General features: G+C 67.0%; 23 protein-coding genes. 6 read left to right on the top strand and 17 right to left on the bottom strand.

The genetic code is table 11. The features are described from left to right. Positions 1-26: 26 nt before the first annotated feature. Entirely contained in the window at positions 27-953 is a 927-nt protein-coding gene (locus ACZK4S_RS05325; protein WP_463643599.1) for a hypothetical protein, read from the top strand. Positions 954-1,047: 94 nt separating this feature from the next. Then, a complete protein-coding gene (locus tag ACZK4S_RS05320; protein WP_463643598.1) occupies positions 1,048-2,211 on the top strand; it encodes a PrsW family intramembrane metalloprotease in 1,164 nt (387 codons plus the stop codon). Here the strand turns inward: ACZK4S_RS05320 and ACZK4S_RS05315 are convergent. Genes ACZK4S_RS05315 through ACZK4S_RS05295 form a run of 5 tightly spaced genes read right to left on the bottom strand, consistent with a single transcriptional unit; the run spans position 2,208 to position 6,808 of the window. Further along, the gene (locus tag ACZK4S_RS05315) at positions 2,208-2,537 is read right to left on the bottom strand and encodes a DUF3017 domain-containing protein (RefSeq protein ID WP_463643597.1); all 330 of its coding nucleotides are present in this window, start codon (positions 2,535-2,537) and stop codon (positions 2,208-2,210) included. The two genes, ACZK4S_RS05320 and ACZK4S_RS05315, sit on opposite strands and share 4 nt — an antisense overlap. Then, positions 2,521-3,381: a bifunctional methylenetetrahydrofolate dehydrogenase/methenyltetrahydrofolate cyclohydrolase gene (locus ACZK4S_RS05310; protein WP_076064080.1), complete on the bottom strand. Its 861-nt coding sequence runs from the start codon at positions 3,379-3,381 to the stop codon at positions 2,521-2,523. The genes ACZK4S_RS05315 and ACZK4S_RS05310 overlap by 17 nt, the downstream gene beginning before the upstream one ends. Positions 3,382-3,395: 14 nt before the next feature. Further along, on the bottom strand, positions 3,396-4,949 hold the full coding sequence (gene purH / locus ACZK4S_RS05305) for a bifunctional phosphoribosylaminoimidazolecarboxamide formyltransferase/IMP cyclohydrolase (RefSeq protein WP_463643596.1): 1,554 nt from the start codon (positions 4,947-4,949) through the stop codon (positions 3,396-3,398). Next, on the bottom strand, positions 4,946-5,521 hold the full coding sequence (gene purN / locus ACZK4S_RS05300; protein ID WP_463643595.1) for a phosphoribosylglycinamide formyltransferase: 576 nt from the start codon (positions 5,519-5,521) through the stop codon (positions 4,946-4,948). The genes purH and purN overlap by 4 nt, the downstream gene beginning before the upstream one ends. A gap of 9 nt (positions 5,522-5,530) precedes the next feature. Continuing rightward, entirely contained in the window at positions 5,531-6,808 is a 1,278-nt protein-coding gene (locus tag ACZK4S_RS05295; protein WP_463643594.1) for a cell division protein PerM, read from the bottom strand. A 97-nt stretch (positions 6,809-6,905) separates the two neighbouring features. Between ACZK4S_RS05295 and ACZK4S_RS05290 the strand changes: the two genes are divergently transcribed. Beyond that, on the top strand, positions 6,906-8,696 hold the full coding sequence (locus ACZK4S_RS05290) for a hypothetical protein (protein WP_463643593.1): 1,791 nt from the start codon (positions 6,906-6,908) through the stop codon (positions 8,694-8,696). Here the strand turns inward: ACZK4S_RS05290 and sucD are convergent, their stop codons facing one another. After that, the gene (gene sucD / locus ACZK4S_RS05285) at positions 8,697-9,596 is read right to left on the bottom strand and encodes a succinate--CoA ligase subunit alpha (RefSeq protein WP_182764544.1); all 900 of its coding nucleotides are present in this window, start codon (positions 9,594-9,596) and stop codon (positions 8,697-8,699) included. It abuts the gene before it with no gap. Position 9,597: 1 nt separating this feature from the next. Continuing rightward, on the bottom strand, positions 9,598-10,773 hold the full coding sequence (sucC, locus tag ACZK4S_RS05280) for an ADP-forming succinate--CoA ligase subunit beta (RefSeq protein ID WP_463643592.1): 1,176 nt from the start codon (positions 10,771-10,773) through the stop codon (positions 9,598-9,600). A gap of 236 nt (positions 10,774-11,009) precedes the next feature. Here sucC and ACZK4S_RS05275 point away from each other — a divergent pair, with 236 nt between their 5' ends. Further along, positions 11,010-12,047 carry a M23 family metallopeptidase gene (locus ACZK4S_RS05275; RefSeq protein ID WP_463643591.1) on the top strand — a complete coding sequence of 346 codons (1,038 nt, stop codon included), beginning with the start codon at positions 11,010-11,012 and terminating at the stop codon, positions 12,045-12,047. Between the two features lie 105 nt (positions 12,048-12,152). On the opposite strand, the gene pcrA is transcribed toward ACZK4S_RS05275, so the two are convergent. Next, positions 12,153-14,576 (bottom strand): DNA helicase PcrA, encoded by a 2,424-nt coding sequence (gene pcrA, locus ACZK4S_RS05270; protein ID WP_463643590.1) that lies wholly within the window; start codon positions 14,574-14,576, stop codon positions 12,153-12,155. 55 nt (positions 14,577-14,631) lie between these two features. On the opposite strand from pcrA, the gene ACZK4S_RS05265 reads away from it, so the two are divergent. Then, positions 14,632-15,864, top strand: coding sequence for a phospholipase D-like domain-containing protein (locus tag ACZK4S_RS05265; protein WP_463643589.1), 1,233 nt, complete (start codon positions 14,632-14,634; stop codon positions 15,862-15,864). A gap of 87 nt (positions 15,865-15,951) precedes the next feature. Here the strand turns inward: ACZK4S_RS05265 and ACZK4S_RS05260 are convergent, their stop codons facing one another. After that, a complete protein-coding gene (locus tag ACZK4S_RS05260) occupies positions 15,952-16,227 on the bottom strand; it encodes a GlsB/YeaQ/YmgE family stress response membrane protein (protein ID WP_463643588.1) in 276 nt (91 codons plus the stop codon). Positions 16,228-16,339: 112 nt separating this feature from the next. Here ACZK4S_RS05260 and ACZK4S_RS05255 point away from each other — a divergent pair, with 112 nt between their 5' ends. Beyond that, entirely contained in the window at positions 16,340-16,681 is a 342-nt protein-coding gene (locus ACZK4S_RS05255) for a hypothetical protein (RefSeq protein ID WP_182764550.1), read from the top strand. A 3-nt stretch (positions 16,682-16,684) separates the two neighbouring features. Here ACZK4S_RS05255 and ACZK4S_RS05250 read toward each other — a convergent pair whose 3' ends face one another. The 8 genes from ACZK4S_RS05250 to ACZK4S_RS05215 all read right to left on the bottom strand — a co-directional run bounded on the left by ACZK4S_RS05250 (position 16,685) and on the right by ACZK4S_RS05215 (position 24,061). Beyond that, on the bottom strand, positions 16,685-17,296 hold the full coding sequence (locus ACZK4S_RS05250) for a prepilin peptidase (RefSeq protein WP_463643587.1): 612 nt from the start codon (positions 17,294-17,296) through the stop codon (positions 16,685-16,687). Then, positions 17,293-18,171 carry a type II secretion system F family protein gene (locus ACZK4S_RS05245; RefSeq protein ID WP_463643586.1) on the bottom strand — a complete coding sequence of 293 codons (879 nt, stop codon included), beginning with the start codon at positions 18,169-18,171 and terminating at the stop codon, positions 17,293-17,295. Before ACZK4S_RS05245 ends, ACZK4S_RS05250 begins: the two co-directional genes overlap by 4 nt. A 9-nt stretch (positions 18,172-18,180) precedes the next feature. Then, on the bottom strand, positions 18,181-19,116 hold the full coding sequence (locus ACZK4S_RS05240; RefSeq protein ID WP_463643585.1) for a type II secretion system F family protein: 936 nt from the start codon (positions 19,114-19,116) through the stop codon (positions 18,181-18,183). Then, a complete protein-coding gene (locus tag ACZK4S_RS05235) occupies positions 19,113-20,366 on the bottom strand; it encodes a TadA family conjugal transfer-associated ATPase (protein ID WP_463643584.1) in 1,254 nt (417 codons plus the stop codon). Before ACZK4S_RS05235 ends, ACZK4S_RS05240 begins: the two co-directional genes overlap by 4 nt. Positions 20,367-20,653: 287 nt before the next feature. Continuing rightward, positions 20,654-21,841, bottom strand: coding sequence for a CpaE/TadZ family protein (locus ACZK4S_RS05230; RefSeq protein ID WP_463643583.1), 1,188 nt, complete (start codon positions 21,839-21,841; stop codon positions 20,654-20,656). Further along, entirely contained in the window at positions 21,838-22,644 is an 807-nt protein-coding gene (locus ACZK4S_RS05225; RefSeq protein WP_463643582.1) for a Flp pilus assembly protein CpaB, read from the bottom strand. The genes ACZK4S_RS05230 and ACZK4S_RS05225 overlap by 4 nt, the downstream gene beginning before the upstream one ends. After that, complete coding sequence (locus ACZK4S_RS05220; RefSeq protein ID WP_463643581.1) at positions 22,641-23,690, bottom strand: pilus assembly protein TadG-related protein; 1,050 nt, start codon at positions 23,688-23,690, stop codon at positions 22,641-22,643. The genes ACZK4S_RS05225 and ACZK4S_RS05220 overlap by 4 nt, the downstream gene beginning before the upstream one ends. Next, entirely contained in the window at positions 23,678-24,061 is a 384-nt protein-coding gene (locus tag ACZK4S_RS05215) for a TadE family protein (protein WP_463643830.1), read from the bottom strand. The genes ACZK4S_RS05220 and ACZK4S_RS05215 overlap by 13 nt, the downstream gene beginning before the upstream one ends. Positions 24,062-24,137 lie beyond the last annotated feature (76 nt).

Genomic DNA, 24,137 nt, shown 5'->3' with positions numbered 1-24,137 from the left:
CTGTCTGCTGACCATAAGTGGTGGGCATGAACAAGATCGTCATGCCTGCCCACCTCATCGCCACCGCTCGCACGCAGGGCGGTGTCTTCACGACGAAACAGGCCGCCGCAGCCGGCATCACCCGCGCCGTCACGCAGCGCTTCCTGGACGACCATGTCTGGTGGTCCCTCGCCCGGGGGCTCTATTCCCTCTCCCCCGACCCGCCCTGGGACGGCCTCGCGTGGGGCGGCGTCCTGCTCGGCGGGCCGGACGCTGCGCTGGGGTTCGAGGCGGCAGGTCACAAGCTCGGGCTGTGCGCCCCGCCGTCGACCATCGACGTGCTCACCCCGCATCAACGGATCAACCGGGGCTCGTGGCGCTTTCACCGGATGCCGGGGTTCGAGGCCAGCGGAGAGCCACCGGTAGCGAGGATCGAGCAGACAGCCCTGCGCATGTGCGCCGACGCCGAGCCCGAGGCGCTGTTCAGCCAACTCGCCCGAGCGGTGACCTCGCGACGGACCACGCCAGGCCGGCTGCTCGACGCCGCGCTGGCCACTCCCAATGTGCGGCACAGGGCGCTGATCGTCGAGGCGCTGGGAGACATCGCCGGCGGTGTGCACAGCGCACTGGAGCGCCGCTACTTCCGAGATGTCGAGCAGCGCCACGGTTTGCCCGACGGCGTGCGCCAGGTGAGTCTGCAGCCCAGCCGCTACAGCGACGTGGCCTACGTCGAGGTCGCCGTCGTCATCGAACTCGACGGACGGCTCGGCCACTCCGGAGACGGCGTCTTCCGCGACTTCGAGCGCGACAACAAGAACTCCATACGTGGCTACGTCACGCTGCGGTTCGGATGGAACGACATCGTCAACCACCCGTGCAAGGTGGCGCGTGCCGTCGCGCAACTGCTTGTCTCTCGCGGTTGGTCCGGCACGGTGACCCCCTGCCGAGGCTGTCCCGACGGCCAAGCAGAGTGAAGTTGTGCAGGAAGTCCGCTGCACAACTTCATTCTGGTCGGGTGCGGCCACAGCGCACGGGCGCCACGGCACGCACAGGCAATACGGTGGGTCCATGAGCTACCCCACCTATCAACAGGCGGCGCGGCACAAGAAGCAGGCGGTCGTGCTACCGCTGCTCTTCCTCGTCGTCGGCGGCGCCGGCACCCTGCTGGGCCTGCTCGTCTTCCTCGACCGGCCGGCCACCCAGTCGGTCGTCGCGGTATTCGCGTTCACCCTCGTGCTGGCCCTCGGGGTGGCCTTCGTGCGCTGGCTCGACAAATGGGAGCCCGAGCCGCCGCTCTTCATCATCGGCGCCTTCGTGTGGGGAGCGGGCGTCTCCGCCCTGGTCAGCGGCATCGTGAACACGGTCGTGGCCTATTCGCTCCAGTCCGAGAACGCGGCCGTCATGGTGTCCGCCCCGCTCATCGAGGAGTCCACCAAGGGCCTCTTCCTCGTGATCGTCCTGCTCAGCACACGACGGGGGCGCGCCGAGTTCAACAGCCTCACCGACGCCATCGTGTACGGCGCCATGGTTGGGCTCGGCTTCTCGTGGATCGAACACATCACCTACGCGCTCAGGCCCGAGACCATGTACGACTCCGTGGAGGTCATCCTCCTCAGGCTCCTCCTGGTGGCCTACCTGCATCCCATGCTGACCATCATCGTCTCGATCGGCATCTGGGCCGGCGTCAACGCCCGGGGTCTCATGCGGGTGGGGTGGCCGTTCCTGGCGTGGTGCCTGGCCGTCGCGCTGCACGCCATGCACAACTCCTCCATGGACCTCCTCGGCATGCGCGGCCTCCTGATCGCTGCGGGCATCGAGCTGCTGGTCTTCGTCGGCCTGCTGATCGTCGGCATGGTGGCCAGGCAGCGGGAGCGCGCCACCGTCGTGCGCCAACTCCCCGCGCTCGTGCACTTCGGCTGGATCACGCCGCTGGAGGCGGGATGGCTCGACGACCTCGGCGCCCGCCGTCGCATGGTGGCCGCAGCTGGGCGGGAGAAGCGGCTGCTGAAGGACTTCATCCAGAACGTCACGGAACTCGCCCTGCTTCGCGGGAGGCTCGAGACGCTCCAGGAAGGGCCGCCGCCGCAGGCGTGGTTGGCGGTCCACCGTGAACTGGCCGAACTGGTGTTCCATCAGCGGCCGGAGGTGCACCGCATCCTCAGCGGCGGAGGCGGCTGGGCGCCCGTCCAGGGCAGGCCCGGCGAGCTGTGGGGCGCGCGCCCCGAGAGTTAGGGGGCAGACGGCGGCACGATGAAGGCGAGGGCCACGACGGCGGCGCCGAGCGCGGCCAACACGCTCACGTCGATCCAGCGTCGGCGCACCACCAACAGGCCCGCCACCATGCGCGGGAGGATGAGACGCAGCCCGGCGCCGAACAGCAGCGCCGCGCCGATGACCAGGGATGCCAGCCGCCACCGGCCCAGCGCGGCGAACACGACGCCCACGCCCAGCACGGCCACCGTCAGCGACAGGGCCCACGGGCTGTCGGGGTAGGAATCTGCGGGCCGGTCCCTGGCCCGTCGTTTCAGCCGGCCTTCGAGCCTATCGCCGAAGATCATTCAGTTGCTCCGCGCGGTCCACGACGTTGCTGAGCAACATGGCGCGGGTCATCGGCCCGACGCCGCCAGGGTTCGGCGTGACGAAGCCGGCCTTGTCCCACACGTCGGGGGCGAAGTCGCCGACCGTCTTGCCATCGACGCGGCTGACGCCCACGTCCACCAGCGCGGCACCCTCGCGGATCATGTCGGCCGTGATCATGCCCGGCACGCCCGCAGCAGCCACCACGATGTCGGCGAGCCGTGTGTGGGCCGCCAGGTCCCGGGTGCCGGTGTGGCAGAGGGTCACGGTGGCGTTCTCGCTGCGGCGGGTCAGGATGAGGCCCAGCGGGCGGCCGACGGTGATGCCGCGGCCCACCACGCAGACCTCGGCACCCTTGATCTCGACGCCGTGGCGGCGCAGCAGTTCGACGATGCCGCGCGGGGTGCAGGGCAGGGTCGCCGGCTCGTTCAGCACAAGGCGGCCGAGGTTGATGGGGTGGAGGCCGTCCGCGTCCTTGTCAGGGTCGATCAGCGACAGCGCCCAGTTCTCGTCGAGGTGCTTCGGGATGGGCAGCTGCACGATGTAGCCGGTGCAGGCCGGGTCGTTGTTGAGCCCCTCGATGGCCTCGCGGAGCTGCTCAGCCGTGGCGTCCTCAGGCAGTTCAACCCGGATGGAGGCGATGCCCACCTCGTCGCAGTCGCGGTGCTTCATCCGCACGTAGCTCTGGCTGGCGGGGTCTGCGCCCACGAGCACAGTGGCCAGGCCGGGAACCACGCCCTGCTCGCGCAGCGCCGCCACGCGGACCTTGAGTTCGGCTTTGATCGCGGCGGCCGTGGCCTTGCCGTCGAGCTTGACTGCGGTCATGGGGTGAGCCTCCGTCAGTGGAAGAAGTGGCGGGTACCGGTGAAGTACATCGTGACGCCGGCCGCGGTCACCGCGTCGATGACCTCCTGGTCACGCACCGAGCCGCCGGGCTGGATGATGGCGCGGATTCCGGCATCGAGCAGCACCTGGGGGCCGTCGGCGAACGGGAAGAACGCGTCCGAGGCCGCAACCGAACCGCGCGCCCGGTCACCGGCGCGGTCCACCGCGAGGTGGCAGGAATCCACGCGGTTGACCTGCCCCATGCCGACGCCGACGGAGGCGCCGTCGCTGGCGAGCAGGATGGCGTTGGACTTGACGGCGCGCACGGCGCGCCACGCGAACAGCAGGTCCGCGAGGGTGGCCTCGTCGGCCGCCTCGCCCGCGGCGAGCGTCCAGTTGGCGGGGTCGTCGCCGTCAGCATCGATCGCGTCAGCCTGCTGCACGAGCAGCCCGCCGTCGATCTCGCGGATGGCCATGCCCTCATTGGTGGAGCCTTCGGCGATCAGGATGCGCAGGTTCTTCTTGCCGGACAGCACCTCGACGGCGCCCTCCTCGTACCCGGGCGCGACGATGACCTCGGTGAATATTTCCGCGACCTGCTGCGCCATCTCCACCGACACCAGACGGTTCGCGGCGATCACGCCGCCGAACGCGGAGACCGGGTCGCAGGCGTGGGCCTTGCGGTGGGCGTCCGCGATGTTGCTGCCGGTGGCGATGCCGCAGGGGTTGGCGTGCTTGATGATGGCGACGGCGGGCTCTTCGAAGTCGTAGGCGGCGCGGCGGGCGGCGTCGGCGTCGACGTAGTTGTTGTAGCTCATCTCCTTGCCGTGGAGCTGAGTGGCGTCGGCCAGGCCGGCGGTGCCGTTGCTGTTGCGGTAGACGGCCGCCTTCTGGTGCGAGTTCTCGCCGTAGCGCAGATCCGCGACCTTGTGCCATGTGGCGCCGTACCAGGAGGGGAACCCGCCGTCGGACTGCCCGACGTCGCCGCACATCCAGGAGGCGACTGCGACGTCGTAGCTGGCGGTGTGCACGAACGCGGCGGCGGCGAGTTCCTTGCGCTGCGCCAGCGTGAAGCCGCCGGCCGCGATGGCGGCGCGCAGCATGTGGTACTGCTCCGCGGAGGTGATGATGGCGACGGAGGCGTGGTTCTTGGCGGCCGCGCGCACCATGGTGGGCCCGCCGATGTCGATCTGCTCGATGCACTCATCCTGGGAGGCGCCGGAGGCGACCGTGGCGGCGAACGGGTAGAGGTTCGTGATGACGAGGTCGAAGGGGGCGATGCCCAGGTCGTCGAGCTGTTCGCGGTGCGTGGAGAGGCGACGGTCCGCGAGGATGCCGGCGTGCACGTGCGGGTGGAGCGTCTTCACCCGGCCGTCGAGGCACTCGGGGAAGCCGGTGACCTCTTCCACGCCGGTGACGTCGATGCCGGCGGCGGCCAGTTTGGCGGCCGTGGATCCGGTGGACACGATCTCGATGCCTGCGGCCGCAAGGTCACGGCCGAGTTCGATCAGGCCCGACTTGTCGTATACCGAGACGAGGGCTCGGCGCAGCGGGGTCAGCTCGGTCACGGGTGTTCCTTCTTCCACTCGGAGACGGCTCGGATCAATAGGCGGCGTTCCACCGTCTTGATGCGTTCATGCAGGGACTCGACGTCGTCGTCGTCCAGAACGTCGACGGCCCCCTGCAGCAGGATCCTACCGGTGTCGACACCGGCATCGACGAGGAATACGGTGGCCCCCGCCACTTTGACACCGGCGGCGAGCGCATCGCGCGGACCGTGCATCCCGGGGAAGCTCGGCAGCAGTGCCGGGTGGGTGTTGATGGTGCGGCCACCGAAGCGCGCGAGGAACTCGGGCCCCAGCAGTTTCATGAAACCGGCGGAGGCGACCAGGTCGGGTTCGAACCCGGAGACGACCCTCGTCAGCTCGGCGTCCCAGGCGGCGCGGTCGCCGCCCTTGGCCAGCGGATGGGCGACGGCGGGGATGCCTGCGGCGCGTGCCCGCTCCAGACCGACGGCTGAGGGCTGGTCCGAAACGACCGCCACGACCCGGGCGTCGACCCCGCCCGCGTCGATGGCGTCCAGCAGCGCCTGGCACAGGGTGCCCGAGCCGGACAGCAGAACGACAACACGGGTGGTCACCCGCACACCCTACGCCGTGGGCTCGCCGGGTGTCTCGTCGGACGTCTTGTCGGCCGGCTTTTCTGCGTGCGGCCGGCGCCGGACGAGGCCGACGACGAGGCCGGCCACCACTCCGGACAGTCCCAGGATGGTGGGCGCGAAGACCAGCAGCTCGGGCATCCGGGCACCGACGTGGCTGAGGCGGTCGTCACCCAGGGCTCCGGAGCCCATGCTGCACGCGGTGGCGATGAGCACCCCTGCGGCCACTCCGGAGAGCCCTCCCACCAGCGCGGTCTCGTCGAAGCGGGCGCGCGGCCGGGCGAATGCGACAACCAGGGCCGCGACGGCGCCCGCAATAACGCCGACGGCGAGCCACCACAGGTGCGACGTGGGCGCGGTCCCGCTTGCGGGCACGGCGCCGAAGATGGGGATGGCCGGCAGCAGCCCGACGTCGGTGACCGTCATCGTCACCACGGAGCCGTCGCCCAGCGTGAGGCCCGCGCCGAGGAGCCAGGAGGCGCCCGCCAGCACGATGTTGGGCAGGTAGAGGAGGTGCAGCACCACCAGCAGGACCAACCCGCTCGTGCCGCCGTCGAGAGCATCGACGATGCCGCCCATCCGGTCCCACCCCGAATAGACGGCCAGGCCCGTCACGACGACGGCTCCCACGAGCACCGCGAGGATGGCGGCCCCCATGGCCTTGGGGACCGAACGGAGCCAGACGGGCCAGGTCTCCGTCGGGGAGTAGCCGATGCCGCGGGCTGCTCCCCAGAATCCGGCCACGCCGCCCACGACCAGCCCGCCGACCACCGCACGCCAGGAGGCGACCTCCAGCGTGGCGGCCAGGACCACCACGGCTGCTCCGTACGTGAGCGCGAAGGTGCCGGCCACCTTGGCGACGAGGCGTTCGCCGTCGACCCAGAGGCCACCGGTGTCGTCTTTCTGGGCACCCTGGGCCGCGGCCTGTTTGGCCGAGTGGGAGGCCATCGGCAACGCGAGGAAGAGGAGCAGGAGCGTCAATCCGAGCGGGGCGATCGAGACCGCCTGCTCCGCGATCTGCACGGGCGCGCCGTGGGCGAGGACGAGCATCTCGGCCGCGATCCGGAGCGCCGGGGTGAGCTGGGCGTCGGGAGAGGTGAGCCACGCCACCACACCGAAGCCGGAGAGGAGGAGCCACCCGGCCAACAGCACCGCCAGCGGGCCGACGATGGCAGGCAGGTACCAGGACCACGGCCAGTGCCGCGGCTCGGGGGTCGGCGTCGGATCGACGTCGACCGCCACAGTGCGGTGTTGGAACCCGTCCACCATCACCCTTCCGTTGAGGTTCTCGCGCGGCCTTCAGCCACCCCGGTAGTCTGGCCCAACGTAACTCGGCCAATCAGCGCTCCGGAGGAGGTGAGCCCCTGTGTCTGACGAGACCTTCCGTGCCCGCCGGGCCTTGCAGCCCGACGAGGAACTTCAGGCGCCATTGGTTCCGGACGATACCGCAGCAGACGACGCGGCCCGGCCCCGACGCGGCGCGGCAGCCGCAGAAGAATCGACGCCCGCCGCCGGCCTGGGCGACGACCCGGTCGAACCTGGTGAACCGGTTGAACCGGTTGCACCCACCGAGGCCAGTGAACCGGTCGAGCCCGTCGAGCCCACCGCGCCGGCCCCGCCGGCCAAGGGCCAAGGGGACAGCCCCTTCGCCCGCCCCGGCAGCACCCCCTTCAGGCAGACCCCTCCCCCGGCGCCCATCGCCCCAGAGCCCGAGCCGATGATCCCCGCCCCCGTCTTCCCGCGCTCCGCCGGGGAGTACGCCGACGGGCCTGGCCCGGCCCCCCGTCGCTCCGCAATGTCGAGCGACACCCCGGTGGAGGCCGAACGCACCGCGGCCCCCGCCGCGGCTCCCTCCTGGGTCTCCGCGCACAAGATGACGTTGGGCACCTGGGCCCTGGCCGGGCTGGTGGGCGCGCTGGTGGTGGGCCTCATCGCGTTCTTCGTGGTGCGCGGCATGCAGGACGAGCCGACGGGCGTTCCCAGCGGGCCCGAGTCGCCCACCTCCGGTAGCCCCTCGGTGACGGACCAACCCGCTGATGTCGCCGATCTGGTGGAGGCGGACGACCTGGCCCCCATCGCCCCGGCCGCGGACTGGTCAGTGATCTCCACCACGGAGACCCAGTCGGACCACACCATGCGGGCGATCTGCCTGAGCACTGCCCAGCCGACGGTCAATCCCACCCATTCCTTCCAGCGCACGCTGGGCACCAGCGGCGACGACAAGCTGGCCACGCTGCACCGCATCGACGTGTACGCCAACGTCGACGCCGCCAGCAGCGTCATGAGCGAGCGCATCGCCTCCCTGACCACGTGCGGCGAGGTACCCGCCCGACTGGTCCGCGCCACCACCATTGAGGGCCTGGCCGAGGAGACCTTCCAGGTGACGATCGTCCAGGAGGAGGCGGTGGCGAAGTACCACACCGTCCTCCTGACGCGCGACGGCGCCGCCCTTCAGATGGTCGACGTGGCGCGCGACGCGCAGCCCGTCGAGGAGAACGTGGTCGCGGATTCGCTGCTGCGGTCGCAGGCGGACCTGGCGGAGGCCCAGGACGCACCCGGCCCCACCGACGTGACGGCTGCCCCCGCGATCGTGCCTCCTGCGCCGCCCGAGGGCTGGCTCGTCCCCGTCGACCTGCCGCGTATCCATCCGGGGGCCGGACGCTGGACGATGACCGGCCCGCACCCCGTCGACGGCACCAACATGGGCTGCGAGAACATGGAACTGGCCACCGAGGCCGGCCCCACCGAGCGGCAGCGCACGGCCTACGCCCTGACGCGTGACGAGAAGATCCCGGAGCGCTTCGGCATCGACGAGTTGCTGTTCACCTTCCCCTCCTCGGAGGAGGCCGCGGTCTTCGTCACCAAGCTCGGCACGAACCTGCGCACCTGCGGCCAGCGGGTCCTGACGGCCGAGATCGCGGAGCACGCTCCCGTGCCGGCGAAGGACGCCGAAGGCAACGCACTGTCGTCGCTGGTGTTCACCGCCACGCAGGCGATCTCGGACACCGAGAAGGTCACCTACCAGCTCATCGTCAGCGTGGCCACGAACAAGGTGGCCTACACCATCGTCTCCGCCACCCCCGAGGTGCAGTTCACCCAGGAGCAGCTGACCGAGCTGGCCGCCCGGATCGCCGTCCGGGCCAGCCAGCTCAACTGATCAGACCAGCTGCCCGGCGCGCAGCTTGGCGATGGCGTCGCGGGCGAGCTGCGCGGTCTGCGACGGGGTCTCCCCCACCTGCACACCCGCGGCCTCCAGCGCCTCCTTCTTGGCGCGGGCGGTGCCGCTCGAGCCGGTGATGATGGCGCCCGCGTGGCCCATGGTGCGGCCGGGCGGTGCCGTGAAGCCTGCCACGTAGCCGACGACGGGCTTGGTGATGTTGGCCTTGATGTAGTCGGCAGCGCGTTCCTCCGCGTCGCCTCCGATCTCGCCGATCATCACGATCACGTCGGTCTCGTCGTCCTCCTCGAAGGCCTGCAGCACGTCGATGTGCTTGAGCCCGACGACGGGGTCACCCCCGATGCCGACGGCCGTGGAGAAGCCGTGGTCGCGCAGTTCGTACATCATCTGGTAGGTCAGCGTGCCGGATTTCGACACCAGGCCGATGCGGCCGGGACCCGAGATGTGCGCCGGGATGATGCCGACGTTGGACCGGCCTGGAGAGATGAGACCCGGGCAGTTCGGGCCGATGATGCGGGTCCCGGCCTCGGCGGCCGCGGCCTGGAACTCGACGCTGTCGCGCACGGGGATGCCCTCGGTGATGACCACGCACAGGCCGATCTCGGCCTCCACGGCCTCCATGACGGCGGCCTTGGCGAACTTCGGCGGCACGAACACCACCGACACGTCTGCGTTGGTGGCGGCCACACCCTCCACCATCGAGCCGAACACCGGTACGGGGTCCTCCTCGAAGAGCACGGATTCGCCGGCCTTGCCCGGGGTCACGCCCCCGACGACGCGGGTGCCGGACATGACCATGCGCTGGGTGTGCTTGCGGCCCTCGCGGCCGGTCATGCCCTGGACGAGGACGCGCGATGAGGCGTTGATGTAGATCGCCATGTCAGTTTCCTTCCGAGGCGAGCTTGGCCGCGGTGCGGGCCGCCTCATCCATCGTGTTCTTGACGGTGATGAGCGGGTGGTTGGCCTCCTCGAGGATGGCCTTGCCGACGTCGACGGAGTTGCCGTCGAGCCGGACGACGATGGGCAGACGCGCCTCGTCGCCCAGCATCTCCAGCGCGTGGACGATGCCGTTGGCCACGTCGCTGCAGGCCGTGATGCCGCCGAAGACGTTGACGAACACCGACTTCACCTGGGGGTCGCTCATGATGATGCGCAGCCCGTTGGCCATCACCTGGGCCGACGCGCCGCCGCCGATGTCGAGGAAGTTGGCGGGCTTGGGTTTGCCGGGCAGCTCTTCGCCGGCGGCGGCCACCACGTCGAGGGTGCTCATCACGAGGCCAGCCCCGTTGCCGATCACGCCGACGGAGCCGTCGAGCTTCACGTAGTTGAGGTCGAGCTCGCGGGCCTGACGTTCGAGGTCGACGTCCGCGGTGTTCTCCTCGTACTGCTCCCACTCCGGGTGCCGGAAATCTGCGTTGGCGTCGAGGGTGACCTTGCCGTCGAGGGCGAGGATGGTGCCGTCGGCCGTCTTCACGAGGGGGTTGACCTCGACGAGCGTGGCGTCTGATTCCACGAACACGGTCCACAGCTTCTGGAGCACGGGGCTGACGGCCGCGTGGATCTCCTGGGGGAAGCCTGCCTCGGTGAGGATGCGCTCCGCCGCCTCAGCGGTGATGCCGTCGACGGGGTCCAACTCGACCTTGGCGAGGGCCTCGGGCCGCTCTTCGGCCAGGGTCTCGATGTCGACGCCGCCCTCCACGCTGCACATCGCGAGATAGCCGCGGGAGGCGCGGTCGAGGAGGATCGAGAAGTAGTACTCCTCCGCGATGTCGGCTCCGGGGCTGAGCATCACGACCTTGACCGGGTGGCCCTTGATCTCCAGGTTGAGGATCTGCTGGGCCGTCTCGACGGCGGCCTCCTCGTCGTGGGCCAGCTTGACGCCGCCCGCCTTGCCGCGGCCGCCGGTGCGAACCTGGGCCTTGACGACGACCGTCCCCGAGCCGAGGGACCGGTAGGCCTCACGTGCTTCTTCGGGGGTGGTGGCCGTGCGTCCGGCGAGCACTGGTACGTCGAACCGCTCAAAGAGGTCGCGCGCTTGGTATTCGAGGAGATCCACAGTGATTCCTGTTCAATTGAGATGATCAAGCGTCGCCAGCGTATCGGGACAAGGGCCGATACGGTAGCCCTTCCCACGAACGAGGACGCGGGCCCCGCAGGTCCCCCGACCCAGGCACGTCCGACGCCAAAAAGATCTGTGGACAATATGTTGGTTTAATTTTGAGAGGTTCCTGAGAACTGTTAAGGTTCCGATCGGAATGACCCACAGAACCCCCTCTTGACGTCAGGAACCAGGTGAACCACAGCCCGTTGCGCAACGCCCGTCGCGCCGCTGACCCTGTAACCGACGAAATCCTCGAAGTAGAGGTCGTCACCCCCGCCGCATCGCCCGCACGCCGCGCCTCCCGCGCGCTGGGCATCTCCCGCCGAATGGTCGCCATGGGCGTCGCCGGCGCCGTCGGGGCCTCCGCACTTTTCGCCTTCGCCTTCACGGCCCGTGGCAATGACCTCGACAGCGGCGTGGACGTCTCCGCCGCCATCCCCGCCGCCGCGATGTCGGCAGCAGCTGAGAGCTTCGAAGACCGCAGCGAGGACGTGAGCCGCAACGCGGTACGCAGCGGCCTCACGGACGTCGTCGCGGACAAGGCAGCGCAGGAGCGCCAGGAGCAGCTGGGCGCCGCGAACCAGTCCGCCACGCAGGCGCAGGCAGATCTCTCCATGGGCGAGCGCGACAAGTTGATGGACGCCGACATGGAACTCGTCGCCGCCCAGTCGCAGAAGCTGAAGGAAGAGGCCGAAAAGGCCGCGGAGCTGCTCGAACGGGCCCGCAAGGCCGCCATCGCAGCGAAGGCCCAGGGCATCACCGTCGGCGACGTCGAGTCGATGACCGCCGAGGACGTGGACAACCTCACGAGCAAGGGCGGCTCAATGCCGGTCAAGTCCGGCTACCGCGTCGGCGCCGGCTTCGGTCAGCGCGGCAAGTGGTCGCGCTACCACACCGGCCAGGACTTCCCGGCCCCCACCGGCACCCCCATCTACGCTGCCGCCTCCGGCGTCGTGCTCAGCCCCACCGCAGGCGGCTGGGCGGGCACCAACGTCGTGATCCAGCACAACAACGGTGGATCCACGCTCTACGCGCACATGAGCCGCAAGGCTGTGCGCACCGGCCAGACCGTCAAGGCGGGCCAGCTCATCGGCTACGTCGGCAACACCGGCCGCTCATTCGGCTCGCACCTGCACTTCGAGTACTACAAGCCGGGCGTCACGCCGGGCGATGTGTACAGCGCGTCGAACCCGATGGTGTTCCTGCGCTCGCTGGGCGTTTCCAAGTAGTCGTCAGCACTCCTTGAACCCGTAGCTCACACCAGGACAGCTGTTCACTGCTCGGTTTGGGACCGTAGACGGTGACAAACCCAGCACTGTCTTTCGCGCGGTGCGCTACAGCTTCTCCATCGGCGCGTGCTTCACGCTCAACCGCTTCGTGCCCGCCGAGCCGAAGTCGACGTCGGCCCTGAGGTTGTCGCCGGCTCCTGCCACGGCCACCACGGTGCCCATGCCGAAGCTGGCGTGCAGCACCCTGTCCCCCACGCTCACGCTCAGCACGGTCTTCAGCGGGCCGTTGCCTGAGCCGAAGCTCTGGATCGACGCGGAGGTCTGGCGGTTGCGCGCGGCGGCGGTGCTCGCCCACTGCGTGGTGGCTGCGCCGGTGCGGCGCCAGTCCAGGACGTGGGCCGGCATCTCTTCCAGGAACCGCGACGCCGGGTTGTAGGCCGGCTGCCCGAAGGTGACGCGCACGGCGGCGCGGGTCACGTAGAGCCGTTTCCGGGCGCGCGTGATGCCGACGTAGGCCAGCCGTCGCTCCTCCTCCAGCTCGTTCGGGTCTGTGAGGGCCCGCATGTGCGGGAACATGCCCTCCTCCATGCCCGTGAGGAACACGGTGTCGAACTCCAGGCCCTTGGCGGTGTGCAGGGTCATCAACGTGACGACACCCTTACCCTCGTCGTGGTCCGGCACCTGGTCAGAGTCCGCCACCAGCGCGATGCGCTCCAGGAACGCGGCGAGTGAGTCGTCGGGCTCCGGCATGCCGGCCACGAGGCCGGATTCGACGGCCTCCTCGTCGTCGAGGTCGATGGTGTTCGCGGCAGCGACGAACTCCGCCGCCACCGACACGAGCTCGACGAGGTTCTCGATGCGGGTCTCGTCCTGCGGGTCTGTCGACGCCTGCAACTCAGGGAGGTAGTGCGATTCCTTCAGGATGGAGGTGAGCACCTCGTCGGCGGGTTTGCCGGCGGCCACCATGGCACGGTGGATGTTCATCACGTCGACGAAGCCCTGGATCAGCTTGACGGAGCGGCTGGCGAGGCCCGGCGCCTCCTCGGCGCGCTGGAGCGCGTCGAAGAAGGTGATGCGCTGAGCGCTGGCCAGCGTCGAGATGGCGGCCTCCGCCCTGTCGCCGATGCCGCGCTTGGGCACGTTCAGGATGCGGCGCACGGAGACGTCGTCTGCGGGGTTCACGATGGCGCGCAGGTACGCGATGGCGTCTCGGATCTCGCGGCGCTCGTAGAACCGAACCCCACCGACGACCTTGTACGGCATGCCGACGCGGATGAACACTTCTTCGAATGCGCGGGACTGGGCGTTGGTGCGGTAGAACACGGCGGTGTCGCCGTACTGGCTCTCGCCCGCGTCGGAGAGCCTGTCGATCTCGTCGGCGATGAACTGTGCCTCGTCGCGCTCCGTGTCGGCGACCCAGCCGACGATGAGGTCGCCCTCCCCCAAGTCGGACCACAGGTGCTTGTCGCGGCGGCCCTGGTTGCGCGAGATCACCGCGTTGGCGGCGGTGAGGACGTTCTGGGTGGAGCGGTAGTTCTGGTCCAGGACGATGGTGCCGGCGCCCGGGAAGTCCGACTCGAAGTCGAGGATGTTGCGGATGGTGGCGCCGCGGAAGGCGTAGATGGACTGGTCCGAGTCGCCGACGACCATCACCTCCGCCGGCTCCACCGTCGGGGATCCCTCCACCACGCCGGTGACCTCGCCCGCGCACAACTCGCGGATGAGCGAGTACTGGGCATGGTTGGTGTCCTGGTACTCGTCCACCAGCACGTGCCGGAAGCGGCGACGGTACTTCTCGCGGATGTCCGGGAACGCCTGGAACAGGTGGACGGCGGTCATGATGAGGTCGTCGAAGTCCAGCGCGTTGGCGGCGACGAGCCGGCCCTGGTAATCGGCGTAGGCCCGGGCGATCGTCTCCTGCCGGGAATTCTCCGCCTCTGCGGCGGCGCGCTCGTGGTCGACCAGTTCGTTCTTGTAGTTGCTCACCGCGTTCATCACGGCGCGCACCGGGTAACGCTTGGGGTCCAGCTCCATGTCGCGCACCACCAGCGACATGAGCCGCTTGGAGTCTGCGTCGTCGTAGATGGAGAACGACTTGGCGATGCCGAAGCGGTCGATGTCGGCCCGCAGGATGCGCACACACGCGGAGTGGAAGGTGGAGACCCACATGAGCTTGGCGCGGTTGCCCACCAGTTCGATGACGCGCTGACGCATCTCCGCAGCGGCCTTGTTGGTGAACGTGATGGCCAAGATGGAGCCGGGATGGACGTCACGCTGGCTGACCAGATGCGCGATGCGCCGGGTCAACACCCGCGTCTTGCCGGAGCCTGCACCGGCCACCACCAGCACGGGGCTGCCCGCATGCACGACGGCCTGGCGCTGCGGCGGGTTGAGACCCTCCAGCAGTTCATCCTCGCTGACCTGCTTCGCCTTGGCCTTCCGCGGGGTCACCAGTGCCTCCGCGCGCGGCGGAGCGGGCTCGTCGGGCTGGAAGACGGCAAAAAGATCCGGGAAAAGGGAGTCACTCATGTCGGCTGCCCAGCCTACCGGCTCGCGCCGACGACTCCGTAGGTACGCTATCCCCATGCAGACCACCTGGAGCCGCGCACGACGGTTCTTCAACCGCCTCACCGCCGCGGTGCTGATCGGTCAGATCCTCTCCATGATCGCCTTGACCGTCGTCGAGTCCTTCCGGAAGAAGAAGCGCAAGCTGCGCAAGTTCCCCGTGACGCGGCCGGAACCGCTGCCCGTGGCGGAGGACGAGATCACCGTCTACACCTACGGCGAGTACCTGTACGACGCGATGATCGAGGCCATCGACGCGGCCGAGCACACCATCTACTTTGAGACCTACATCTGGAAGGGCGACGCCACGGGCCACCGGTTCCGCGACGCGCTGGGCCGCGCTGCGGACCGGGGCGTGAAGGTGCACGCCATCTGGGACGAGTTCGCCAACCTGGTGGTGCCACGGGCGTTCTTCAAGTCGATCCCGAAGAACATCGCGACGATGCCGCACCCCGCGATTCCCATCCCGTGGTCGCCGCGCCACTGGGGTCGAGACCACCGCAAGTTGCTCACCGTCGACGGCCGGGTCGGCTTCATCGGTGGCTACAACATCGGCTCGCTGTACGCCACCGGCTGGCGCGACACCCACGCCCGCGTCGTGGGCCCCGGGGTCGCCGAGCTGGACAACGCGTTCATCGACTTCTGGAACCTCCACGTCCGCAAGGAGCACGACCGGATCGAGGACAACCCGGAGCGCGACTGGCTCCCCACCGTGCGCGTGCACCGCAACATGCCGCGCCTTCAGGTGTACCCCATCCGCAACATGTACCTGGAGGCCATCGACAGGGCCACCTCACACATCTGGCTCACCCACGCATACCTCATCCCCGACGACGACCTGATCGCCGGCCTCCGTGCCGCCGTCAACCGGGGTGTCGACGTGCGGATCATCGTGCCGGGCCGCTCCAACCACGTGGTGGCCGACTGGCTGTCGCGCGGCTACTACACGAACCTGCTGCGCTCCGGCGTGAAGCTGTACCTGTACCAGGGGGCGATGGTGCACGCGAAGACCGCCACCATGGACGGCGTGTGGTCAACGATCGGCACGGCCAACCTGGACAGGCTGAGCCTGTGGGGCAACTACGAGGTGAACCTCGAGGTGACCGACGAGAGCGTCGCCAAGCACATGGAGGACGTGTTCCGCACGGACCAGTCCAACAGCATCGAGCTGAACGAACAGCGCTGGGCGAGCCGCTCCGTGGTGGCCAAGGTGACGGAGTTGTTCCTGTCGCCCTGGCGCCCGTTCTTCTGATCACCCTGCGACCGGTGCCGGTTGCAGCAGGCAGAACAAGGGGCGCCCGGCAGCAGCCGGGCGCCCCTTCGGGGTCAGAGGGAGGGATCAGGCCTTGCGGCGCTGAGCCCAACCGTAGATGGCGAGCACGATGAGGGCACCAATGATGGAGGTGATGACACCGCCGATGGAGAAGTTGGGGCCGGTCAGATTGAACTCCTGGTCGATGAGGAGCGACCCGATGAGACCACCAACGAATGCACCGATGATGCCCAGGATGATGGTGGCCAGCCAGCCCCCACCCTGACGCCCAGGCATGATGGCCTTTGCGATAGCGCCTCCGATGAGGCCGACGATAATCCAAACGATGATTGTCCATAACATGCCTCAAGCATGGCAGTAGGCAGGGTCACTGTAAATGCTTTCGAACCCTGAACTGTCCCTGAGGTGCGTGGAATTGGGCTGGGTTCCCCCCTTAAGGGTAGAGTCTGGAGCCATGGAAATCGTGCATGGAATCTTCTTTCTGCTCCACCTCATCGGCTTCGCGGCGCTCTTCGGAGGCGCTTTTGTTCAGCTGAAGGGGCCCCACCGAATCGTCAATCCGGCCATGTTCCACGGTGCTCTCACGATGCTGATCTCCGGCCTCGCTCTGGTGGGCATTCTGGAGATGGGTGACGGGCACGTCAACAACATCAAGATCGGCATCAAGCTGCTCGTGCTGATCGCGATCTTCGTGCTGGTGCTGATCAACCGCAAGAAGGATCAGGTGGCGCCCGGGCAGTTCTGGGGCATCTTCGCCCTCACGCTGCTCAACGCCGGCATCGCCGTCTTCTGGTGAGCCTCAGGCGCTGATCGCGATGGCCGCCGCGGCCCCTGCGATCAGCGCCGGGCCCATCGGCACGTCGGCCTTCCTGTCGCGCGTGACGATGAGCACCACCACGGCGAAGAGGCCGTGCAGGACGATCCCGAAGAACAGGCCGCGGCCCACCGCCATCCAGCTGTACCAGCCGAGCACGGCGCCCAGGAGCGCCGACAGCTTCACATCCCCGAACCCGAGCATCCCCTTCGCCAGCAATGCCGCGACGAAGAAGCCGCCGAACATCGCGAGCATGGCCAGGATGGCGCGGAGCAGCGCACCCCAGTCCCCCGTCGTGGCGGCCATGACGACGGCGCCAACTGCCCAGGCGATGAGCGCGGTGAGGATCACGGTGTCGGGGAGCCGGTGTTCCTTGAGGTCGACGACGAACAGGACGCCCGCCAAACCTGCGATGACCGCCAGGGTTGCGGCCTCCAGAAGGTCCGAGGTGATGAGGCCTACCCCAGCCCCCAGAATCGCTGCACGAGGTACCGTCCCGATGAGCTTCGTGGTCGCCTCTAGCGCCACTCTGGGGAGGAACCTCGACGCCAGTCCGGCCACCGCAGCGGCCACGAGCGCCGTCCAGATCCAGGTCATTGAGAGAAGGCCTCAATGATGCCGAGGGCTGCTGGCGTCATGATGACAATCATCAGGGCCGGCATGAGAAGGAGAATCAGGGGAAAGACCACCTTGACGGGGATCTCCATGGCCTTATGTTCCGCGCGCTGGCGGCGAGCGATCCTCTGTTCCTTTGCCTGGCTGTGAAGAACCTCGCTCAAGGCGATGCCGTGTTCCTCAGCTTGGATGATGGATCGGATGAACCGGCGCAACTCGGGGACTGCCAGCCGGTCGGACAACGCCTGATAGGCCAGACGTCGCTGCTGGCCGAGTTGGATGTCCTGCAGCGTTCGGATGAGCTCGGGAGCAAGTACCCCCCGCCCGTTCCTGGCCACCCGGACAAGGGCAGCGTCGAACCCAAGGCCAGCCTCAACGGCGATGCTCATCTGATCGAGCACATCGGGCAGCTCCAACTGCACCGCCTCGCGACGCTTGATACCCGTGTTCCACAAGAGAAGTTCTGGGAGAAAGAAGATGAAGAGGACAAAGAACGTTCCAAGCGCGAAGGAGCCAAGCGAAGGGTCCTTCCTAATAATCAGCAGGGCGAGCGCGACGGCCACCAGTGTGGACATCATCTTCACGCTGATGACCCGTTCCAGGGGCCAAGCCGCCGGCCGCCCTGCCCGCATCAGGAGCTTGTCGAGAGACCCAGCACCCCGCGAGCCAATGAGCTTGAGGCCAAGAGATGGAGCCGCGACAACTCTCGTCACTCCGGAGGACTGGGAATTCAAACCCCGTTGGAGATTCTCTCGAACGCCTCGCTGCAGGCGCCCCTCCCCGACCAAAAGGAGGTGGAGGAGGTACGCACCTCCTACCACAAGCAGCGCTAAGGCGACGTAGACCGACTGCGGCATAGGCTCACCTCAAAACTTGATCTTGACAACGCGACTGAGCCAGAAACTGCCGACTGCCAGGAGTATTCCGGCAAGGACCAATGCACCGATCCCGAGAATCGACTCCCCGAACTTGGCGACGTATGTGGGGTTACCTATCGCCAGCAGGAGGAACACACCGGGCGGCAGAGCAATCAGAATGAGCGCAGACAGCTTTCCCTCTGCCGCGAGGGCTGCAACTTGACGCTTCAGCTGTACCCGCTCCCGAATGGTGGCTCCGACTCCGTTCAACACGTCGGCCAAGTTGCCACCTACCTCCCGGTTGATGGCGATGGCCTGGACAACCCAATCGAAGTCTTCATTCTCGTTGCGCTGTGCCACATCAGCCAACGCCTCCACGAAAGGTCTACCAAGTCGCGTCTCATTCACCACTCGGGAAAACTCGGACGAGGTGGGCTCATCGAGTTCGCTCGCCACTGTGGCGCAGGCCTGGGGGAGGCTGAAGCCTGCTCGGAGACTGCCAGACAGGGTGCTGAGCGTCTCTTCCAACTGATTCCCGAAGAGCTGACGCCGTTTGCCCGCTTTGAAACGCACTATCAGGACAGCGGCGAGCGGGACGAGGATCAGTGCCAACAAGGCCAAGACCGGTCCACCGAGCACCAGTCCAAGAGCGAAGCCGGCCACCGTTCCAGACGCAACCAATACCAGGAAGTCCTGCGGACGCATCCGGATTCCAGCCGCGGAGAGCGACTCCTCGACGACGCCTGCTCTCCCGCCGAGAGCGTACCCCGCGACAGCCGACGCGGCGGTCGCCGCCTGTGGCAACAGACCAACGGGCAATGCGTCCGCGGGGCGCCGCCGCGATATCGGCACCGTGCGTCCAGCAGTGAAGTAGAGCACCAGCCAGGTCAACGCTGCGGCTGACACCAAGCCGCCACCGATGTATGCGAGCGCGTCACCGCTCATCGCAAGCCGCCCCAGCCGGGACCGCCGAACACGGATGGAGACAGTTCGATGCCCAGATCCTGGAAGCGGTCCGTGAACATGGGGCGCACACCGGTAGGGATCGTCCGGCCCCTGAACCGACCATTTGGATCGACTCCGGCGGAGTAGTCGAAGAGGAACACATCCTGCAAGGTAATGATCTGCCCCTCCATGCCACTCACTTCGGTGACGGCAGTGATCCGTCGAGTGCCGTCCCTGAGACGGGTGAGTTGCACGATCAGGTTGATGGCCGAGGAGACCTGCTCTCTGATGGCGCGCAGCGGGAGCTCGAAGCCTGACATCATGACCAGGGTCTCCAGCCTGGCCAGGCAGTCGCGCGGAGAGTTGGCGTGAACTGTGGAAAGCGAGCCGTCGTGACCCGTATTCATAGCTTGAAGCATGTCCAGCGCCTCCGCGCCACGGACCTCGCCCACCACGATGCGGTCGGGCCGCATGCGCAGCGAGTTGCGCACCAGGTCACGGATCGTGATCTCGCCCCTTCCTTCGATGTTGGCCGGCCGAGACTCCAGCTGAATCACGTGGTCCTGCTGGAGTTGGAGCTCCACCGAATCCTCGATGGAGATGATCCGTTCGTTTGACGGGATGAACGAGCTGAGTACGTTGAGCAACGTGGTCTTGCCGGTGCCAGTACCACCGGAAACCAGAATGTTGAGCCTCGCCTCCACACAGGCCTTGAGCAATTCCGCCATCTCGGGCGTCATGGTGCCGAAGCGTTCCAGATCCAGGACAGAAAGTGCGTCCCTGGAGAACTTACGGACCGTCAAGGTGGAGCCGCTCACCGCGAGCGGGGGAATGATGGCATTGACTCGCGAGCCATCCTCGAGACGAGCATCCACCAACGGGGATGACTCGTCGATGCGCCGACCCACCCTGGTGACGATGCGTTCGATGATTCGCCGCAGATGTGGTTCGCCGTCGAAGAAGACCTCGGTGCGTGTCAATTGGCCCTTGCGTTCGACATATACGGACTCCGGACCGTTGACCATGATCTCGGTGACCGTGGAGTCATTCAGAAGCGGCTCCAGGGGGCCCAAGCCTAGAACGTCGGCCTCTACTTCACGCATCAATCGCTGGCGCTCCGCAGTGGTGAGAGGCACCTTCGCCGCTTCCACAACTGAGTTCAGCTCGTCCATCACCATGCTCCGCAGGCTGGACTCGTCCATATCGGGGTCGTTCACTCGAGTGCCAAGTCGAGCGAACAGGGTGTCCACGGCCGAAGCCTTCAACGCGCTGAGCGCGTCACTCCTGGCAGGCGGAGCCGTTGTCGCGACGGGTGCCCGTTCCGACAGCCGCGCCGTGACTCGTGCCGCGGGGGCGGGCACAGCGTGCAACTCGGCCTCCGGAGCAGGCTCGGGAGAGTCCGCCGACCGAGCTCCCAGCGGCTGCGGCTCCGAGCGCCCCCATGGGCTCTGCCCCGTGGGATCAGGCGGTGACCACACGGGAGCGGCAGGCGCTTCCACTGACCTCTCCCTGGCCCCCTCCAGACGTTCCCTCAGACTCATGGATTCCTCCGGAACAGCCGCCCTCTAGTGCTCGTCGGAGTCTGTGGCGCAACGGCATCCACCAGCGACAGGAGCCCCTTGCTCACCGGGTCTCGGCCGCCGCTTTGCAGGAGTGGAATGCCCTGATTGGTTGACAGTGGCACTCCATTGGACTGGGGCAGCGCTACATCGACGCCGGCGCGGATGGTGGCCTCAACATCTGCGATCGTCATACCGCGTGAGCGCTCGTTGAAATTCACGACGATGGTGCGTTTCCCCGTGATCATCTTGAGGTCATTGAGCGTGTCGATCTCCTTACGCAGACCCCGCACACCGGGTACATCGAGGCTGGTCACGAGCACCAGATGGTCCGTGTGGTCCAGTGCCGCGAGCGTGTGGTCGGTGAGTCCCGGTGCGGTGTCGATGACCACGTAGGCGAATTGGCCACGCAGCAGCGAGACCAGTTGGGCCAGATCGTCGCCAGTGACTGTATCGGCATCAGCGGGAGAATCCGAGCCTGGGACCACGAAGAGTCCGGTCACGTGCTGTGTCACGTAGCTCTTCACTGCGATGCTGTCTCTGGCGGCGGGACCGCGCGCGATGTCCGGCAGCGAGTGCTGTGCCTGCAGGTTGAGCGCACTGGCGACGTCCCCGAAGTGCACGTCGGCGTCGATGAGAACTACCTGCTGCGGAAAGCGTTGAGCGAGGCCGACTGCAAGATTGGTGGCCACGGTTGTCTTGCCGACGCCGCCCTTGGGGGAAGTGACTGTCACGACGACCCCGGTGCGACCACTGACAGGGGGCGGGAGCATCCCGGGCATGTCCTGGGCCGCGCGCGATGCGAACACACGATCGGCTGCGCGATCCAGCGCGGCGCGCAATTCGTGCGGCTCTGCAGTGGCCTGGATGATGTCTCGCACGCCTGCCCGGACGGCGGCTACTCCGATGAGGCCCGGATCGGCATGCACCAACAGCACGTCTGCTCGCTGCCCAAGATCCGAAGCGATCCGCATCGCTGCGTCTTCCATTCCGGTGGCATCGAGCACCACGACGTCTGGAATTGCAGCCCTGCCGAACAATGACGCCACCGGGTCACCCTCACCCGCCAATTGCGGCGGGGGTACCCGGGTGAATCCATCACCGATGGCTTGGTGGAGTCTCTCCTCGAGCGAATCATCGGCGGTGCTCAGCAGAAGTTGGATCATTCGAACACCATCCAGGCACCCACGATGTCTATCTTCGAGAAATCGGTTGTCGGCGTCTGGCGAGAAAGCCACACAGAGCCGAATTCCTTGGTGAAGACGAGCTTCGCAGCCAGTTTTGCGTCCACGGCCAGCGTCACGATGACCTCGGATCCGGGCAGTGTCTCGCTCCCCGGCGTCTGCTCTGCCGTAGACTGCGCGGCGGGGGCACCCTGGATGCGCGCAACCAGCACGTCGTTGGCGATCATGGCCGTGAGGGAATGCTCCTTCTCCATACCATCTGTAGTTGGAGTCGCGGATGGCGTTGGCGCCGCGGCTGGGAATGGACTCAAACCACCCTCTACCTCGACCGTCATGGAGGCGAAGATTCCCACCTTGTCCCCTGCGTTCAACTGCGCGCCCGTGACACGCTCCGGCGAGAGTTGAATGGAGACAAGCTGCAGGCCCTCGGGAATGGGGACCGAGGCTGCGATCTGGTTGTCGTCCGGGCTCACGAATCGCGCTGGGATGACCTGCTCCCCGGCGATGAGAGTTGTGACGGCCACCTGATCTTCAGGCAGTTCCTCCAGGGAGGTAAGGGCGCCTGGGACAATGACGTGCCGGGGGATCTGCTGAACCTCGAGGTACTCCTCCAGGTCCCCAGTCCTCGTACCGGCGGGGATGTCCTGGCTCACCACCAGCACAGGACTCGGGTCCATCGACGCGAGGGCGCGTTGGTCCGCGCCGCTGACGTAAACGAAGAGGAGCGCTCCTCCGATGAGGGCTAAGAGCGCGGCGAGCGCTCCGAAAAGACCGCGTTTGTTCATGATCCCTGTTCCGGTGGAGGAAGTGTCAGCCTGACACTGGTTACGCCATAGTCCGTTCCCCCGCCACCGCTTGGGAGGTCGCCCAGCGCTGAGAAGCCAACGAACGAGCCCTCGATACGGGCGTCACTGCCGGTGCAGGAGATCCCGGTGGGCATGCCGAAGTTGCCTCCTTTGGAAAGACCGACGCAGTAGGCCTTGATGTTGATGGCTGCGAATCCGCTGATTGTGAATTCAGCGTTGGCCCCTTCTTCACGATTGTGATCATTGAAAATGGGGATTAGCACCGTCTTGCCTGGCTCTTTGCCCAGGATCCGCTGCACTTCTTCCTTGGTGCAACCCGTGTCGAAGCCGTTGCCTGGCGAGCTCTTCACAATTCCGCCCACGGTGGTAACGGCTTCGCAGCCGGAGGTGGTGGTCTTGATGTACCCGAAGCCGCCGCCCGCTTCGTTGTGGGCCGCGTTGCTCTTCATACACGTCCCCTCGTCGGTGTCCGCAACCGGAAAATCCTTCGGCTTGCTCATGAACTTGATGATCACATCGCCATCGATGGGTGTACCGCTGAAGGCGCCATTCTGCCAACGAAACTGACAGTAACTGACGGTGAACGGGATTGTGGACATGCTAGAAGGAGCTCCGCTCCACACAGCAGCCGATGTTGCATCAACGCCGCTCTGGTCCACGCCGAAGACGGCGGAGAGGAGTGCCCGTCTTGAATTCTCCGCTCTCACCACTGCCTGGCCGGACCTGTCTTTGACGTCCATCTCGACGATCACGAGGTCCTCAACGGCGCCAGAATTGTTGTTCTTATCGGCGAAGTCCTTGCCATAGCTCTTAGGATCAGTGCAACCAACACTGCTTGCATCGGAGGCACATGCTTGGGCGATCGCGAGGGCAGCCGCGTCGGCTCCGTTCTGAAGAAGTTTGCGCTCCACCCACAACCCGCCGACGTCGACAGCCAGCGCTCCGAAGCCTAGGAGCACGACAAGGACGAGCGCAACGACGACAGCCGTCGCGCCGCGCTCATTCGCTCGCCTCAACCATTGCATCGCATTGTCCCCTGACCGTGCAGTTCCTTCAACGTGGGAAAAAAGCCGGTAAGACCGCCGTAGTCATGGTCGATGGTCACCGTTACGGAACCCCCGACGCCCCCTACCGGGCAGGCGCCGTCCGGGATGTTGACCTCAATGGCCTTTAGGCTGATGGCACTGCCAGCGTCGACTGCTGCGGCTTTCGCAGCGGCCTTGTCCCCTCCGATGGCATAGACGCGTGCCGCCTCTCGAGCTGCTCCCGCAATGTTGCCTTGAACGAAAAAAGCGTATCCAAACTCCATGATGCCCATGAGCAGCGTCACCAACAGCATGGAGACGAGGGCGAACTCAACGGCAGCCGCTCCCCGCTCACCTCGGTTCCCGATCATCAATCCCCCACTGCTTGTCGGATACTAGATGCGTGGGGCCCAGAGGCAGCTCCCTGGGCCCCACGCATCGAAGGCG

This window comes from Tessaracoccus zhenghani (genome assembly GCF_055326325.1).
This window is presented reverse-complemented; position numbering and strand designations above follow the sequence as displayed.

Bases quoted from the DNA above. Each gene is read 5' to 3' on its own strand.
- ACZK4S_RS05240 (WP_463643585.1), bottom strand. From the start codon at position 19,116: ATGAGCGGTGACGCGCTCGCATACATCGGTGGCGGCTTGGTGTCAGCC.
- ACZK4S_RS05260 (WP_463643588.1), bottom strand. From the start codon at position 16,227: ATGTTATGGACAATCATCGTTTGGATTATCGTCGGCCTCATCGGAGGC.
- ACZK4S_RS05265 (WP_463643589.1), top strand. From the start codon at position 14,632: ATGCAGACCACCTGGAGCCGCGCACGACGGTTCTTCAACCGCCTCACC.
- ACZK4S_RS05245 (WP_463643586.1), bottom strand. From the start codon at position 18,171: ATGCCGCAGTCGGTCTACGTCGCCTTAGCGCTGCTTGTGGTAGGAGGT.
- ACZK4S_RS05220 (WP_463643581.1), bottom strand. From the start codon at position 23,690: ATGCAATGGTTGAGGCGAGCGAATGAGCGCGGCGCGACGGCTGTCGTC.
- sucD (WP_182764544.1), bottom strand. From the start codon at position 9,596: ATGGCGATCTACATCAACGCCTCATCGCGCGTCCTCGTCCAGGGCATG.
- ACZK4S_RS05225 (WP_463643582.1), bottom strand. From the start codon at position 22,644: ATGAACAAACGCGGTCTTTTCGGAGCGCTCGCCGCGCTCTTAGCCCTC.
- ACZK4S_RS05310 (WP_076064080.1), bottom strand. From the start codon at position 3,381: ATGACCGCAGTCAAGCTCGACGGCAAGGCCACGGCCGCCGCGATCAAA.
- ACZK4S_RS05250 (WP_463643587.1), bottom strand. From the start codon at position 17,296: ATGACCTGGATCTGGACGGCGCTCGTGGCCGCTGCGGTGGCCGGACTG.
- ACZK4S_RS05315 (WP_463643597.1), bottom strand. From the start codon at position 2,537: ATGATCTTCGGCGATAGGCTCGAAGGCCGGCTGAAACGACGGGCCAGG.
- ACZK4S_RS05325 (WP_463643599.1), top strand. From the start codon at position 27: ATGAACAAGATCGTCATGCCTGCCCACCTCATCGCCACCGCTCGCACG.
- pcrA (WP_463643590.1), bottom strand. From the start codon at position 14,576: ATGAGTGACTCCCTTTTCCCGGATCTTTTTGCCGTCTTCCAGCCCGAC.
- ACZK4S_RS05215 (WP_463643830.1), bottom strand. From the start codon at position 24,061: ATGATCGGGAACCGAGGTGAGCGGGGAGCGGCTGCCGTTGAGTTCGCC.
- ACZK4S_RS05255 (WP_182764550.1), top strand. From the start codon at position 16,340: ATGGAAATCGTGCATGGAATCTTCTTTCTGCTCCACCTCATCGGCTTC.
- ACZK4S_RS05295 (WP_463643594.1), bottom strand. From the start codon at position 6,808: ATGGTGGACGGGTTCCAACACCGCACTGTGGCGGTCGACGTCGATCCG.
- ACZK4S_RS05230 (WP_463643583.1), bottom strand. From the start codon at position 21,841: ATGATCCAACTTCTGCTGAGCACCGCCGATGATTCGCTCGAGGAGAGA.
- ACZK4S_RS05320 (WP_463643598.1), top strand. From the start codon at position 1,048: ATGAGCTACCCCACCTATCAACAGGCGGCGCGGCACAAGAAGCAGGCG.